Here is a 15,102-nt window from a genome sequence, read left to right on the forward strand (position 1 = left end):
TCCCGTGTACCAGAAGTCTCCGGGATCATGGCAAACCCGTGGTGTGGTCACGGCGGGGTCATGATCACGGAGACATACATCCGGCCCGGCGACGCCGATCGGATGTCCGCCCGACGTGGCGAGGGTCCGCCCGACGTGGCGAGGCATCCGCAACGCCGGCCCCGCCGCACCGCCCAGGGCCGGCGCCCAAGGGGCGGCGCCGATCACCGCCGTGCCCCACCCGGTGGCCGGCGACGCCCGGCTGCGGTGTCCGCTGGCTGCCGCCGACCACCGCGGTCGGACGCCGGCCGCCTCGTGCGCGACGCCGGCGGGAGGGCGCAAAGGGGCCGCACGCATCGCTGCGCGCAGCCCCGCCTCTTTGGATCGCGGTTGCGGCCGAAATGTCCCCGTTCGTCCAGAGCAATGGAGGTAGCCTCACTAGCAAGACCTGCGCAGGTCTTGAGCAAGATCCGCGCAAACTCTGGACGCATTCCGGCGCGCGCATGCGCTCCGTTGAAAAAGGGTCGCCGCCCCTGCTCTTTCGGCGCTCTCATCTGACTACCATCGGGTATTCGCACGTGCAGCTTCGAGGGGAGGCGGCGGCAGCACAGAGGGTGGTTATGCGCGATTCGACCCGTTTTTCCATTCTGGGGCCGGTGCTGATTCGCACGCCGGTCGCGGAGATCACGGTCGCGGCACCGCGTGAGCGGATCCTGCTGTCGCTCCTGTTGCTGCGCGAAGGGCAACTGGTGCCGGTCCAGCAGGTCATCACCGCGCTGTGGGACACCAGCCCGCCGCCGACCGCTCGGGCGCAGGTGCACAGCTGCGTCTCCAGGCTGCGGCAGTTGCTGCGCCGGGCCGGGCTGGCCGAAGACCTCGTCGTGACCGAGCCCGCGGGCTACCGCATCAAGGTCGGGCCCGAGGATCTCGACGCCGCGCTGTTCGCGGCGCGGGTCGAGCGGGGGCGGGCCGCGGCGGCCGAGGGGGACCTGGCCGGCGGGCGCGACGAGCTGCGGGCGGCGCTGGCCCTCTGGCGCGGGCGGCCGCTGACCGACGTCGACTCCGACGTGGTCCGCGCGGCCGCGGCGCACCTGGACGAGCAGTGGACCGCCGCCATGGCCTTCTGCCTGGACCTGGAGCTGCAGCTCGACCTCGCCGAGGAGATCCTGGCCGAGGCCGCCGACCTGGTCGAACGCTACCCGCACCACGAGCAGTTCCGTGGCCACCTGATGACCGGGCTGGCCCGCACCGGGCGGCGGGCCGACGCCCTGGCCGTGTTCCGCCGCGGGCGGGCGCTGCTGGCCGAGGAGCTGGGTATCGAGCCCGGCGCCGAGCTCGCCGACCTGCACCGGCGGATCCTCAACGGCGACGCCGAGCTGCTGCTGCCGCAGGCGCCGCGGTCGCTGGGGCGGCGGGCGGCCCGCTGCCTGCCCCGCGACATCACCGACTTCGCCGGGCGGGTGGAGCTGGTCCAGCGGCTGGTCGGCGCGCTGCGCGACGAGCGGCCGGAGGTCATCGCGATCGACGGCATGGCCGGCACCGGCAAGACCACGCTGGCCGTGCGGGTCGCGCACGCCGCGGTCGAGCGGTATCCGGACGGCCAGCTGTACCTGGACCTGCGCGGGCACAGCGACCGGGCGCCGCTCGACCCGGGCGAGGCGCTCGGCGCGCTGCTGCGCCAGCTCGGGGTGCCGGCCGAGCGGGTGCCCCCGAGCCTGGACGACCGGGCCGTGCTCTGGCGCACCGAGCTGGCCGACCGCCAGGTCCTGGTGCTGTTCGACAACGCGCTGGACACCGCCCAGGTGCTGCCGATGCTGCCCGGCACCGCGCACACCGGCGTGGTCATCACCAGCCGGCGGCGCCTCGGCGGGCTCGACGGCGCGCAGACCGTGTCCCTGGACGTGCTGCCGCTGGACGAGGCCGTCGAGCTGCTGCGGCGCACCGTCGGTGAGCGCGCCTACGCCGACCCGGCCCGCACCGTCGAGGTCGCCGAGCTGTGCGGGCGGCTCCCGCTCGCGGTCCGGCTGGCCGGCGCCCGGCTGCAGCACCGGCCCAGCTGGAGCGTCGCCGACCTGGCGGCGCGGCTGCGCACCGCGGACCGGCGCCTGCCCGAGCTGGCCATCGACGGGCGGACCGTCGCGGCCGCGTTCACGCTGTCGTACCAGCAGCTCGCCGTACCATTGCGGCGGTTTTTCGGGTTTCTCGGGCTGCACCCGTCGGGGGACTTCGAGCCCGCGGCGGCCGCGGCGCTGGCCGGGCTGAGCGTGGCGGAGGCCGAGGCGCGGCTGGAGGACCTGGTCGACGTCCACCTGGTCGAGTCGCCCGCCGCCGGCCGCTACCGGCTCCACGACCTGCTGCGCGACTACGCCGCCCAGCTCGCCCGCGACGACACCGCGGCGGTCGGGCGGATGCTCGATCACTACCTCTACAGCGTGGTCAACTCGGCCCGGTTCATGGACCTCTCCGACGCCCGTCCGGTGCTGAGCCCGGGCGAGCTGCCGCCGACCGCACTGGACTTCACCACCCCGTCCGACGCGCTGCGCTGGCTGGAGCGCGAGCTGCCCAACGTGCTCAGCGTCGCCCGGCTGGCCGCCGAGACCGGTCGGCACCGGCACACCTGCCTGCTCGCCCGCGCGCTCTCGCCGTTCCTGTTCGGCATGGGCTTCAGCGAGGCGCAGCTCGACCTCTACGAGCACGCGATCGAGGCCTCGGTGGCGCTGCCCGACGCCGAGCTGGAGGCCGAGTCGCGCAACCATCTGGCCGGGATGTACTTCCGGATCGGCCGCAACGATGACGCCCTCGCCACCCTGCAGACCGTCATCCGCATCGCCGAGCGCGAGCGGCTGCCGCGGCTCGTCTTCACCGCCCTGACCAACCTGGCCATGCTGCACAGCCGCCTGGGGCAGTATCCGGAGGCCATCGCCTCGGCCGAGGCCGCCGCCGAGGTGACGCTGGACGTGGTACCCCCGATCCTGGAATTCAAGCTGCACAGCACGATCGGCCTGGTGCACACGCAGGCCGGCAACTACGCGCAGGCGCTGGCCGCCAACCGCCGCGGGCTCGCCGTGGCGCGCACCCTCGGCGGCATCCGGGCGGTGGCCATCATGATCGGCGAGCTCGGCCTGGTCCACCTGCACCTGGGCCACCTCACCGTGGCCACCGCGCTGCTGCAGCGGGCGCTGGTGCTCAAGCGCGACTCGGCCAACCAGTACGGCGTCGCCGAGACGCTGAGCCGGCTCGGTATCGCCTACCGGCTGCGCGGCCGGCTCGCCGACGCCATCACCTGCCAGCGCGCCGCCCGCGCGCAGATGGAGCGGGTCGCCGACGTCGCCGGGCAGTGCCTGGCCGCCAACGATCTCGCGCTCACACTGCGCGCGGCCGGCGAGGACAACGAGGCCGACTGGCTCAACAAGGAGGCCTTCGCCAAGGCCTCGCGCATCGGCGACCGCTACGAGCTGGCCCGGGCGCTGGCCGGGCTGGGCCGGATGGACGAGGCGGTGGCGCTGTTCGCCTCGCTGGGTGCGCGCGATCTCACTGCCCTTTCGCGCTGATTTGCGAGCCCCGCAGTCCACGACGCGGCAACTCGGCGCAGGATGGGTTTCATGGAGTACCGCATTGAGCACGACACGATGGGCGAGGTGCGCGTTCCCGCCGACGCGCTGTGGCGGGCCCAGACCCAGCGGGCCGTCGAGAACTTTCCCATTTCCGGCGGGCGGCTCGAGCCTTCGCTGATCCGGGCCATCGCACAGATCAAATTGGCGGCGGCGCGGGTGAATGGGGACCTGGGCGTCGTCGATCCGGACATTTCCGCGGCGATCGCCGAATCCGCCTCAATCATTGTAAAAGGCGAATTTTCCGACCAGTTCCCGATCGACGTTTTTCAGACCGGGTCCGGCACCTCGTCGAACATGAACGTCAACGAGGTCGTCGCCACCCTGGCCACCCGCGCGCTCGGCCGGCCGGTGCACCCCAACGACCACGTCAACGCCTCGCAATCGTCCAACGACGTGTTCCCGTCCGCGATCCACGTCGCCGTGGCGGGCGAGCTGGCCCACGCGCTGATGCCGGCCCTCGCCGGGCTGCGCGACGCGCTGCGGGCCAAGGCCGAGGAGTTCGCGCCGCTGGTGAAGGCCGGGCGCACCCACCTGATGGACGCCACTCCGGTGACGCTCGGTCAGGAGTTTTCGGGGTACGCCGCACAGGTCGGCCACGGCATCGAGCGCATCGAGGCCGTGCTGCCCCGCGTGGCCGAGCTGCCGCTGGGCGGCACCGCGGTCGGCACCGGCATCAACACCCCGCCCGGCTTCGCGGCGCAGGTCATCGCGCGGCTCGCCGAGGCGACCGGCCTGCCGCTGACCGAGGCGCGCAACCACTTCGAGGCGCAGGGCGCCCGCGACTCGCTGGTCGAGGCCTCGGGCGTGGTCCGCACGGTCGCGGCCGGGCTGTACAAGATCGCCAACGACATCCGCTGGATGGGCTCGGGCCCCCGGGCCGGCCTGCGCGAGCTGGCCATCCCCGACCTCCAGCCCGGCTCGTCGATCATGCCCGGCAAGGTCAACCCGGTCATCCCGGAGGCGGTCCGGCAGGTCGTCGCGCAGGTCATCGGCAACGACGCCGCGGTCGCCTTCGCCGGCACCCAGGGCGACTTCGAGCTCAACGTGATGCTGCCGGTGATCGCCCGCAACCTGCTGGAGTCGATCCGGCTGCTGGGCAACGTGTCGCGGCTGTTCGCGGAGCGCTGCGTCGCCGGGCTGGCCGCCAACCGCGAGGTGCTCGAGTCCTACGCGGCCGGCTCCCCGTCGATCGTCACGCCGCTGAACCGCTACCTCGGCTACGAGGAGGCCGCGGCGGTCGCGAAGCAGGCCCTCGCGCAGGGCCGCACGATCCGGGAGGTCGTGCTGGAGCGCGGCCATGTGGCCCGCGGCACGCTGTCCGAGCGGCAGCTGGACGAGGCCCTCGACCTGCTCGGCATGGCCAACGCGCGCTGAGCGGCCCGTAACGCGCCCGCCGGCCGGGCCGCTGCTTGCTGCGTGGAACCCGTGTTCATGGATCGCAGCGGCTGGCGGCGGCCGCTGTTCACCGCGCTCGGTGCGGCGTTCGGCGTCCTGGTGGCCGCCAGCGGTGGCCTGCTCATCGCCGGCCTGCTGGGTTCCTCCCCGGTGCCGCTGCCGGGCCTGCCCGACAACGGGCAGGGCCTGGTGCAGCGCCACGACGACAGCGGGGCCGGGCTCGGCACCGCGCCGGCCGAGGCCCCCCGGCCGCCGACCGCCACCCCGCGGCCCCGCCCCTCGGCGACCGCCGCGGTGAGCCCGCCGCCGGCCCCGACCACCGACCGGCCCGGCAGGGGCCGCAGCAGTTCGCACGGCAATCCCAAGCCGAGCCGGACCAAGTAGCGCATGGCGCGGCACAAGGCGCGGGGCGAACCGCGGGCGCACTGGCTGCTGTTCCTGCTCGCCGTCCTGGTACTGCTGGCCGAGCTGGCCCTGGACGGCTACGCCGGGCGGCCGGCGGGGGAGGGGCACCGCGACGACGCCGCGCCGGCCGCCGGGCCGGCCGCGGCGCCGGCCGGCGGGCCGGTGCTCCTGGCGGCGGCCGACGGCTCGATCCAGGCGGCGGGGATGCCGGCCGGCGCCCTCGCGCTCACCTTCGACGACGGCCCCGACCCGCGCTGGACGCCCCAGCTGCTCGACCTGCTGCGCGAGCACCACGCCCACGCCACGTTCTTCGTCATCGGCGCGCAGGTCAACCGCTACCCGGACCTGGTGCGCCGGATGGTCGCCGAGGGCCACGAGGTCGGCGTGCACACCTTCACCCACCCCGACCTGGCCGGCCTGCCCGTGTGGCGGCAGCGGCTCGAGCTCGGCCTGACCGCCAGCGCGATCGCCGGGGCGACGGGGCGTACGGTCCGGCTGATGCGTCCGCCGTACTCCTCGACGCCCGGCGCCCTCGACGCCGCCGGGCTCGGCCCGCTGCGCACCGCGGCGGGGGAGGGGTACCTCACCGTCCTCGCCGACCGCGACACCCGCGACTGGGAGCGGCCGGGCGCGGACGCGATCGTGCGGGCCGCGCTCGACGGACCGCCCGACGCGGGCGCGGTCGTCATGCTGCACGACGGTGGCGGCGACCGCTCGCAGACCGTCGAGGCGACCCGGCGGATCCTCACCGCCGCCCCCGGGTACCGCTTCGTGACCGTGCCGGAGGGCCTCGCATTGCCGGCCGCGCCGACCGCCGAGGCCGGCACGGTCGCCCGGGGCGCCGCCCTGCGCTGGAGCCAGGCCATCGGCCGCCTGCTCGCCGTCGCCATCCGGTGGATCGTCGTGGCCGCCACCGCGCTCGCCCTGCTGCGGCTCATCGTGCAGGTCGCCGCGGCCGCCCGGCACGCCCGCATGGCCCGGCGGCGGCGCCGGGAGCGGCGGCAGTACCTCGGCTCCGTCTCGGTCGTCGTGCCCGCCTACAACGAGGCCGCGAACATCGCCGAGACGGTGAACTCCCTCGCCGCCGCGGACTATCCCGACCTGGAGATCATCGTCGTCGACGACGGGTCGACCGACGCGACGGCGTCCATCGTGCAGCGCCTGCGGCTGCGACTGCCCGGAGTACGACTGCTGCGACAGGCCAATGCGGGCAAGCCCGCGGCGCTGAACGCGGGCATCGCCGCCGCCCGCGGCGAGCTGCTGGTGCTCGTCGACGGCGACACGGTGTTCGAGCCCGACGCGATCGGCCGGCTCGTGCAGCCCTTCGCCGACCCGCGGGTCGGCGCGGTCAGCGGCAACACCAAGGTCGCCAACCGGGGCGGGTTGCTCGGGCGGTGGCAGCACCTCGAGTACGTGGTCGGCTTCAATCTCGACCGGCGCCTGTTCGATCTGGGCGAGTGCATGCCGACCATTCCCGGCGCGATCGGGGCCTTCCGGCGCTCCGTGCTGCGCGCCGTGGGCGGCGTGCCCCGGGACACCCTGGCCGAGGACACCGACCTGACCATGGCCGTGCTGCGGGCCGGCTGGCGCGCCGTCTACGCCGAGGACGCGGTCGCCTGGACCGAGGCGCCGGGCACGCTGCGACAGTTGTGGCGGCAGCGGTACCGCTGGTGCTACGGCACCATGCAGGCCGCCTGGAAACACCGGCGGAGCGTCCTGGAGCGGGGTGGCGGCGGGTACCTCGGCCGGCGCGGGCTGCTCTACCTGGTGCTCTTCCAGATGCTGCTGCCGCTGACCGCCCCGCTGGTCGACGTGTATGCGATCTACGGCGCCTTCGCGCTGCCGTGGACGGAGGTCGTCGCGGTGTGGGGCGGGTTCACCGTCCTGCAGATGGCCACCACGGCATTCGCCCTGCGGCTGGACGGGGAGCGGATCGGGCCGGTGTGGACGGTACCGCTGCAGCAGGTGGTATACCGGCAACTTCTGTACCTTGTCGTAGTGCAGGGAACAGTAGCGGCACTGCTGGGCGGACGGCAGCGGTGGCGGGCGATGGCCCGCACCGGCGTTGCCGCCGCGGCGCGATGACGGCCTCGGCGCAACGATTGCGCGACGACGAAGACCTCGCCGGCCCGCTGGCCGCCGCGATCGACGGCGACCCGGCGGCCTTCGCCGTGCTGTGGCGCGCGCTGCACCCGCTGGTGCTGCGCTACCTGCGGGTCGTGTGCGGCGAGGCGGCCGAGGACGTGGCCTCGGAGACCTGGCTGCAGGTGTCGCGGGACCTGTCGCGCTTCCGCGGCTCGGCGACGGCGTTCCGGGTCTGGCTGTTCCGGATCGCCCGCCACCGCGGCATCGACGAGAACCGGCGGGCGTGGCGCCGGCACGAGGAACCCTACGAGGCCGTCGACCAGCTGCGCGCCACGCCGGCCGCGCCCGACGTGGCCAACGAGGTCGTGGAGCTGGCCGACACCGACCGGGCCGTCCGGCTCATCGCCACCCTGCCCCGCGAGCAGGCCGAGGCCGTGATGCTGCGGGTGGTCGCCGGCCTCGACGTGGCCGGCACCGCGCGGGTGCTGGGCAAGCGCTCGGGCGCGGTGCGCATCGCCACCATGCGCGGCCTGCGCCGCCTGGCCGAACACCCGCAGCTGCGGGGGCACAATGACGCCGCTGAGGACGCCTGACATGGAACTTGACGAAACTCCCGAGCTACGCGCCCTGCTCGCGGCGGCCGCCGCGCCCGCCCGGCCGCACGAGCTCGTGGGCGAAGAGGCCGCGATCGCCGGATTCCGCCGGGAGTACCGCCCGGTGAACCGCCGCCGGCGCCGCTTGGCCCTGGCCGCGGTGGCCGCGTTCGCCGCCGCCTCGGTCGGCGGGACGGCCTACGCGGCCGGCACCGGCCACCTGCCCGGCCCGGTCCGCGAGTGGCTCGGCGAGGCCGACCGGCCGCCCGCGACCGGCGCCGCCCCGCGCCCCGGCCAGCCCTCCACCGCGCGCCCGCCGGCACCTACCGCCACGCCCACGCGCGGCGAGACCGTCGTGCCCGCCGATGCCTGCCGGGTCTATCTCGCCCACCGCGAAGACCCGCACGCCCGGCAGATCACCGCCGCCGAGCGCAAGGAGCTGACCCGCCTGGCCGGCGACGAGTCCTCCATCGAGGGGTACTGCCGGCAGCTGCTCGGCGTCACGCCGTCGGACAACGGCAAGAAGCCCAAGCCCAGCCATCCGGTCCACCCGACGCGGTGACGACCGTGTAACACTCCGGCGGGCCGCGCCGCTGCTTCGCGCTCAAGCTCCCCACACCATCCCGCACCGCGTGCGCCGCCTCGACGCGGACACGCACTACCCGGCCGACGTGGCCGGTGGGACATCCGCACGTCGCTGGGCGACGCCCGAGCCACGTCGACGCGGCCCAGCGCCTTCACGGTCCGGCTGCGGCCGAGGCCGCCCCTGGATCTTGTTGTCGCCACTTTGCATGCCTGATGGAATTCTATTGTGGCCACATGGCCCCAATGTGTAGGGTCTCCGCATGGCCAACGTGCTGCGCGCCGCCGGCTGGGTCACCGGGCCGCTGGCCGACGACGTCTTCCGGCTGTGCCACGACGATCGCGACGGCCGTCCCCTGCTCGACGGGACGGCCGTCCGGATCGGGCTCGCCTCCGCGCTGATCGGCGAGCTCGGCTGGGCGGGCCGGGTCGCGATCGACGGCGGGCTGCTCTACGCCCGCCCCGGACCCCCGCTCCGCGACACGCTCGCGCAGGCCGCGCTCGCCGACATCCTCGGCGAGCCGGTCCGCCGCGACCTCCCCACCTGGCTGCGCTACTTCGCGATGGAGGCGTACGACCGGGTGGCCCGCCGGCTCGTCGCCGGCCATCACCTCATCCCGCAGCGGCGGCGCCGCATGCACCGGTTCACCGGTTACCTGCCGTCCGACCGGAACCGTCACGTGTGGCCGCGGGCCCGGCTCGGCACGAGCCTCGGCCACCGGCGGCCGCTCAGCCCGCACGACGTGCACCTGCTCGGCATCGCCGAGGCCATCGGGCTGCTCCCGATCATCGTCGACGGCCGCGGCACCGCGGCGCACGACTGGTTCGCCGCGCACTGGGAATCGGCGCACCCCGACGTGCAGGCCCTGATCGGCGAGACCAGGGCCGTGGTCGGCAACAAAGTCTTGGGCCGGCGCTGATCCGGCGCCCGGCGCGGCTCGCACCGCACCCCCTTCTTCCCCCTATGTAGTGGAGGACGTCATGGCTGTTGCCGCGATGCCGCCGGACGGCTACGTGAGCAAGGTCGACGCGGCGCTGAACCGCGACAAACTCAGCGCGCTGTCCGTGATCCTGATGGTGATCGCCGCCGCGGCGCCGTTCACCGTGATCGGCGGCGGCGCGACCGCCGGCTGGGCCGTCACCGGGGTGCTGGGCATCCCGGTGGCCTACATCGCGATGGCCGCCGCGCTGGGCGTGTTCAGCGTCGGCTACACCGAGATGTCCCGGCACATCGTCAACTCGGGCGCGTTCTACGCCTACGTCACGCAGGGCCTCGGCCGGATCCCCGGCCTCGGCGCGGCCGGCGTGGCGGTCGCCGCATACAACTTCATGCAGATCGGCCTGTTCGGCGGCTTCGGCGTGGTGCTGAGCGGCTTCCTCGCCGACGAGCTGGGCTGGCACGCGGCCTGGTGGGTGTACGCCATCCTCGGCTGGGCGATCGTCGCCGTCCTCGGCGTGCTGAGCATCGAGTTCAGCGGCATCCTCCTCGGCGTGCTGCTCGGCGCCGAGGTCGTCATCGCGCTGCTCTTCGCCGCCGTCGAGCTGATCCACCCGGCCGGCGGCGCCGTCACCGGCGCCGCGCTCAACCCGGCCCGGCTGTTCAGCCAGGGCACCGGCGCGGCCCTCGCGACCGCGGTCGCCGGGTTCGTCGGCTTCGAGTCCACGGCGGTCTACAGCGAGGAGACCCGCAACGCCCGGCGCAACATCCCCCGGGCCACCTACCTCTCGCTGCTCATCATCGGCCTGCTGTACGCGTTGTGCTCGTGGGCGATGTCGGTCGCGGCCGGCCCGGACGGCATCGTCGCGCTGTCCACCGAGCACGGCTCGGAGACGATGTTCGTGCTCGTCGGCCCGCACCTCGCGCGGATCTGGCTGACCCTGGGCCACGCGCTCTTCATCACCAGCCTGTTCGCGGCGCTGCTGTCGTTCCACAACACCGCCGCCCGCTACAGCTTCGCCCTCGGCCGGGAGCGGGTCCTGCCCGCCTGGTTCGGCCTGGCCGGCCGCCGGTTCCGCGCCCCGCTGTGGGGCTCGATCACCCAGTCCCTGCTCGCGCTCGTGGTCCTGATCGTCTTCGCCGCGACCGGCCTTGACCCGTTCGTCAACCTGTTCTTCTGGTGGACGGTCACCGGCGGCTTCGGCGTGCTCATCCTGATGACGTTCACCTCGCTCGCCGTGGTCGTCTATTTTCTGCGGTACCGCACGGGCGAGGCGGCCCAGGTGCCCTCCTGGCGGCGGTTCATCGCCCCGATGATCGGCTTCCTCGTCCTGCTCGCCGTGCTGATCGTCACGGTCCAGGAGTACGACACCCTCCTCGGCGTGCCCGCCGGCAACCGGTGGCGCTGGATCTTCCCCGCGGCGTTCGTCGCCGCCGCCGCGCTCGGCGCCGGCTGGGCGGCCGTCCTGCGGGCCACCCGACCGGCCGTCTACCGCGGCATCGGCCAGGGCGCCGCCGCCGAACTGCTCGCCATGCACCCGGCCGGCGGCGCGGCCCACCGAGCGGCCCCGGCGGCCACCCGATGACCGGCACCCCGGCCATCCGGCGGGCCGGCCCGGACGATCTGCCCGCCGTGATCGCCGTCCTCGCCGCGGCGCTCGACGACACCGAGATCGCGCGCTGGCTGGTGCCCGACCCGGCCGCGCGGCCCGAGGTCTACCGGCGGTACTTCGCCCTGGTCACGCCGTGGTTCTTCGAGCACGGCACGCCGTACGTCACCGCGGACGGCTCGGCCGCCGCGCTCTGGGTGCGCCTGTCCGGCAAGTTCGCCCCCAACATCGCCGACTACGAGCGCGGACTGACCCGTGCGTGCGGCCCGGCAACCCCGCGGTTCCTGCGCCTCGACGTGGCCATGGACACCGCGCACCCGGACTGGATCACCCACGACTACCTGGCGTTCCTCGGCGTGCACCCGGACCGGCAGGGCCGGGGCATCGGCTCGCGCCTGCTGAGCGAGCATCATCGGGTCAGCGACCGGGACCGCGTGCCCGCCTACCTTGAGGCCACCGGCCCGCGCAACGCCGCGCTGTACGCCCGGCACGACTACGGCTACCGCACCCCGTTCCCGGTCGGCGAGGGCCCGTCGCTGTACCCGATGCTGCGCGACTACTCGCAGGCGACGCCGTCGCCGTCGCGGTCCAGGGCCTTGCGATAGCCCGGATCGCCCCGGTACAGCGGGGCGGCGCCGGCCGAGCGCGCCTCGGCGCAGTTCTTGTAGTAGACGTCGGTCCCGGGGTCGTCGGTCGCTTCTTCTGCCGGCGGCTCCGCCGTCGTCGGCACGACCACCGGCGGCGTCGCGACCGGCGGCTCGGTGTCCGTGACCACGGGCGGCGCGGTCGTCGCCCGCGGCGCGGCCGACGTCACGACCACGCTCGGCGACACCGCCGCCGGGGCCCGCGTCTCGACCGCCGGTGCGTCCCGCCGCTGTTCCGGGTCGTTCTTGTCCGGGCTGTTCGCCAGCCCGATCCCGACGCAGGTGCAGATGACAAGGCACAGCACGCCCACGACCGAGCCGAGCACGATGAACAGCGGGCGGTTGTCCTGGTTGGCCACGTCGGCACGGTAACCAGCCGCGAACCGGCATGTCACCGGCAAACGGCCAGCATGTTCCGGCTCGCTGACCCATCGCGCCGGCTGGAGGCGGCCGTCGGTAGGCTCGCGGCGGCAGGGCCGTAGCGCAGAGGTCGTCGCATCCGACTCCGGATCGGAAGAACGCCGGTTCGAATCCGGTCGGCACTGCCCCCGAAGCGGCGCGCAGGAAGGGGCGGCCCGTGCACCCCGCTGCCGTGCCGGCGTGGATGCTCCAGCGGGCCACCGCCCGCCGGCTCGCCGGGGACTGGCGCGGCGCGTGCGCGGCCGCGAGCGTCGACGTCGACGTGGACCTGGCCGCGGTGCGCCGGGTGCACGGCGCGGAGGTCGCCGACCGGGTCGAGGACGACCTGCGCCACCTCGTGCCCGACCTGCTGCGCTGGCGCCTGCCGCGGCGGCCGAAGGACGGGCTGCTGCGCGAAGGCTTCCGGTATCCGCTCGAGCTCTTCCCCGACGGCCACGCCCTCGTCGCCCACCCGCCGGTCTGGCACGACCGCCCGCAGCGGATCACCCTGCGCTTCGAGCGCCTCGACGGGACGGCGACCGGCCGGCGCGACGACACGCTCATGTTCGTGCGGGATCGCTGGGATTCCAGGTGTACCCCCGAAATCTTGACCCGCTGCGGCGGCAACCGGCCCGATCTGGACGAGCACGGGCGGCACGCCGCCGCCTGGCGCGCCGCCGGGTTCGAGCTCAAGATCCTGCTGTTCGACCCGCGGTGGGGGCATGAGGGCATCGACCCGGCCGCGCTCGCCTCGCACGCCCGGCGCGGCGCCGCGGTCGAGCGGTCGCTGGCCTGGCTGCGGCCCGTCCACGGCACGCTCGCCGAGGCCGCGCGCCGGGTCACCGCGCACCTCGCCGATCGGCGCCGTACCGCGCCCTGGAACGAGCGGGCCTGGCAGGGCCCGCCGTGGATCGACGACGTGACCGAGGACCGCGGGCTGTTCCGCATTGATTTGCGCGGCCGCTGCCTGGTGCTGGACCGGCTCGACACGGCCCGGCCGCGGGTCCGGCTGGTGACCCGCGCGCCCTACGGGCGGGCCGACGAGCGGCGGCGCCGGGCCGAGCGGGCGGAGTTCGGCGTCGAGCTGGCCCGGGTACCGCGAATCCCGCACGTCCTCGCCCGCCGCCCGGAGGAGCTCGACCAGCCCCCGGGCGAGCTGCACCCGCTGGTGCGCGCCCTGCTGTTCCCGGGGTCCGCGGCCGACGGGCCAGGTCCGCCGCTGCCGACCGCGGTCCGCGTCCACTGCGACCACGCCACCCACGAGGTCGCGATGCGCGACGGCACCTTCGTCCTGCCACACCCGCCGGCGGAGATCGACCGGGAACGGATGATCGCCGTCCTCGGCGGCCAGGTCCAGGGCTGCGTGGCCGCCCGCGACGGCTGGCGCGACCCGGCCGTGCGGATGCCGCCGCCGATGCGCCGCCTGCGCGCCGACCTCATGGCGCTGGTCCTGCACGGCGACGCCCCCGCGGTGGCCGCGGCGCTGGACCGCGGCCTCGACCCCCACGTGCGCGACGAGCGCGGCCGCACGCTGCTGCACCTGCTGCCCTGGCTGTCCGGCGCCGACCTGCTGCCCCGTCTGCTCGCCGCCGGCCTCGACATCCACGCCCGCGACAACCATCGCGACACGCCGCTGCACGCCGCGGTCGAGGACGGCTCGCCCGAGCTGGTGACCGCCCTGCTCGCCGCCGGCGCCGACCCGCGCGCCGCCGGTCGCTGGGGCCGCATGCCGCTCCACACGAACCGGCCGGAGCTCGCCTTCCTGCGCCGTCGTTAGGTCTGCTGGAACTCCTGGACCAGGGCGTCGATGTGGTCCGACGGCAGGCCGAGGTCCTGACGGGCGCGGTACCGTCCACCGGCCAGGAAGGCAACCTCGGCATCGAGCCGCAGGTCGTCGCCCTGCAGGTCGGTGAGCTGCCCGAGGCGGGCGACCAGGCCGGCGGTGAACCAGCGCGCGGCCTGTTGCGGGCGGTCGTGCTCGGCGAGCGCCTCGCCGATGGTGGTGAACACCTCCGCCGCCTGCGGACGGAGCCGCCGCGCGGCGTCGATCACGGCGAGCGCCTCGTCGGTGCGGCCATGGTCGAGCAGGAACGCGGCGTACGCTGCCTGCGGGGCGCCCGGCTCGGCCGCCTCGATGTCGATCGCTTCGCGATACGCCTGCTCGGCCCGGTCGTGGTCGCCGGCCATGGCGTAGAAGTCGCCGGCCTGGCAGAGGCTGCTGGCCTCCTCGACGCAGCGATGACCGGCATGCTCCCGCCGGAGCGCGTCGGCGTGGGCCAGCCGCTGGGCATTGGTCAACGGCCAGAAGCCGTCGTCGCCCGGCCCCAGCTCGTTGCGGTGTTTGTGCGCCATGCCCCCACCCTAACCACGCTCAGGGGCCGAGGCCGTTCACCCGGCCCGTCAAGGCCCGAGCTCAGAGCGGCGAACGAGGCTCTTGCGCTTACTGGCCCCGAGCATGCGGAGCAGGGCAAGGGCGTGTTCGCGTGCGACATCTTTGGCTGCGGATGTCGCACCCGTCGGGCGGACCATCCGATCTGCGCGGGGCGGGGCGGATGTATATCTCCGTGATCATGATGTGCGCGGTGGCCGTTCCACGGGTTTGCCATGATCTCGGAGACTTTCGGTACACGGGGGTACATCACCACTCCGTGATCATGAGAAACCGTTGGTGTCGGTGCCGGGTTGCGCATGATCGCGGAGACTTCTGGTCGCCACGGCCGTGCTCCGCGGCGGCCAGCACCCGGCGGACGGGACGTGATCGCCGACCGCGCCCCGCCCAGGCGCGCGGCCTCATCACGGACGAGGTGAAGCGGTGGTTAGCCGAGGTCTTGGGAGCCCCAAGGGCGGGCGCCGGCTGAA

General features: G+C 74.4%; 12 protein-coding genes and 1 tRNA gene. 11 read left to right on the forward strand and 2 right to left on the reverse strand.

From position 1 onward, the window contains the following. Positions 1 to 635 precede the first annotated feature (635 nt). The 9 genes from ACQPXD_RS01545 (at position 636) to ACQPXD_RS01585 (ending at position 11,805) form a co-directional block, all read left to right on the forward strand. The gene (locus ACQPXD_RS01545) at positions 636 to 3,530 is read left to right on the forward strand and encodes a BTAD domain-containing putative transcriptional regulator (RefSeq protein ID WP_432834046.1); all 2,895 of its coding nucleotides are present in this window, start codon (positions 636 to 638) and stop codon (positions 3,528 to 3,530) included. A 51-nt stretch (positions 3,531 to 3,581) separates the two neighbouring features. Beyond that, positions 3,582 to 4,967 (forward strand): class II fumarate hydratase, encoded by a 1,386-nt coding sequence (locus ACQPXD_RS01550; protein WP_432834048.1) that lies wholly within the window; start codon positions 3,582 to 3,584, stop codon positions 4,965 to 4,967. 42 nt (positions 4,968 to 5,009) lie between these two features. Further along, the gene (locus tag ACQPXD_RS01555) at positions 5,010 to 5,372 is read left to right on the forward strand and encodes a hypothetical protein (RefSeq protein WP_432834050.1); all 363 of its coding nucleotides are present in this window, start codon (positions 5,010 to 5,012) and stop codon (positions 5,370 to 5,372) included. A 3-nt stretch (positions 5,373 to 5,375) separates the two neighbouring features. After that, a complete protein-coding gene (locus ACQPXD_RS01560; protein WP_432834052.1) occupies positions 5,376 to 7,478 on the forward strand; it encodes a bifunctional polysaccharide deacetylase/glycosyltransferase family 2 protein in 2,103 nt (700 codons plus the stop codon). 17 nt (positions 7,479 to 7,495) lie between these two features. Next, positions 7,496 to 8,071 carry an RNA polymerase sigma factor gene (locus ACQPXD_RS01565; RefSeq protein ID WP_432834054.1) on the forward strand — a complete coding sequence of 192 codons (576 nt, stop codon included), beginning with the start codon at positions 7,496 to 7,498 and terminating at the stop codon, positions 8,069 to 8,071. 1 nt (position 8,072) lies between these two features. Then, complete coding sequence (locus tag ACQPXD_RS01570; RefSeq protein ID WP_432834056.1) at positions 8,073 to 8,633, forward strand: hypothetical protein; 561 nt, start codon at positions 8,073 to 8,075, stop codon at positions 8,631 to 8,633. A gap of 283 nt (positions 8,634 to 8,916) precedes the next feature. Continuing rightward, positions 8,917 to 9,573: a GOLPH3/VPS74 family protein gene (locus ACQPXD_RS01575; RefSeq protein WP_432834058.1), complete on the forward strand. Its 657-nt coding sequence runs from the start codon at positions 8,917 to 8,919 to the stop codon at positions 9,571 to 9,573. A 61-nt stretch (positions 9,574 to 9,634) separates the two neighbouring features. Then, positions 9,635 to 11,176 (forward strand): APC family permease, encoded by a 1,542-nt coding sequence (locus tag ACQPXD_RS01580; protein ID WP_432834060.1) that lies wholly within the window; start codon positions 9,635 to 9,637, stop codon positions 11,174 to 11,176. Then, the gene (locus ACQPXD_RS01585) at positions 11,173 to 11,805 is read left to right on the forward strand and encodes a GNAT family N-acetyltransferase (protein ID WP_432834062.1); all 633 of its coding nucleotides are present in this window, start codon (positions 11,173 to 11,175) and stop codon (positions 11,803 to 11,805) included. Before ACQPXD_RS01580 ends, ACQPXD_RS01585 begins: the two co-directional genes overlap by 4 nt. Here ACQPXD_RS01585 and ACQPXD_RS01590 read toward each other — a convergent pair. Then, complete coding sequence (locus ACQPXD_RS01590; RefSeq protein ID WP_432834064.1) at positions 11,757 to 12,203, reverse strand: excalibur calcium-binding domain-containing protein; 447 nt, start codon at positions 12,201 to 12,203, stop codon at positions 11,757 to 11,759. The two genes, ACQPXD_RS01585 and ACQPXD_RS01590, sit on opposite strands and share 49 nt — an antisense overlap. Positions 12,204 to 12,316: 113 nt before the next feature. On the opposite strand from ACQPXD_RS01590, the gene ACQPXD_RS01595 reads away from it, so the two are divergent. Then, positions 12,317 to 12,389: transfer RNA gene (locus ACQPXD_RS01595), tRNA-Arg, on the forward strand. A gap of 32 nt (positions 12,390 to 12,421) precedes the next feature. Next, positions 12,422 to 14,020 (forward strand): ankyrin repeat domain-containing protein, encoded by a 1,599-nt coding sequence (locus tag ACQPXD_RS01600; RefSeq protein WP_432834066.1) that lies wholly within the window; start codon positions 12,422 to 12,424, stop codon positions 14,018 to 14,020. On the opposite strand, the gene ACQPXD_RS01605 is transcribed toward ACQPXD_RS01600, so the two are convergent. After that, on the reverse strand, positions 14,017 to 14,595 hold the full coding sequence (locus tag ACQPXD_RS01605; protein ID WP_432834068.1) for a hypothetical protein: 579 nt from the start codon (positions 14,593 to 14,595) through the stop codon (positions 14,017 to 14,019). The genes ACQPXD_RS01600 and ACQPXD_RS01605 overlap by 4 nt on opposite strands. Between the last annotated feature and the right edge of the window lie 507 nt (positions 14,596 to 15,102).

Source organism: Dactylosporangium sp. CA-092794 (genome assembly GCF_050948465.1).
In the GTDB taxonomy this organism is placed as follows: Bacteria; Actinomycetota; Actinomycetes; order Mycobacteriales; family Micromonosporaceae; genus Dactylosporangium.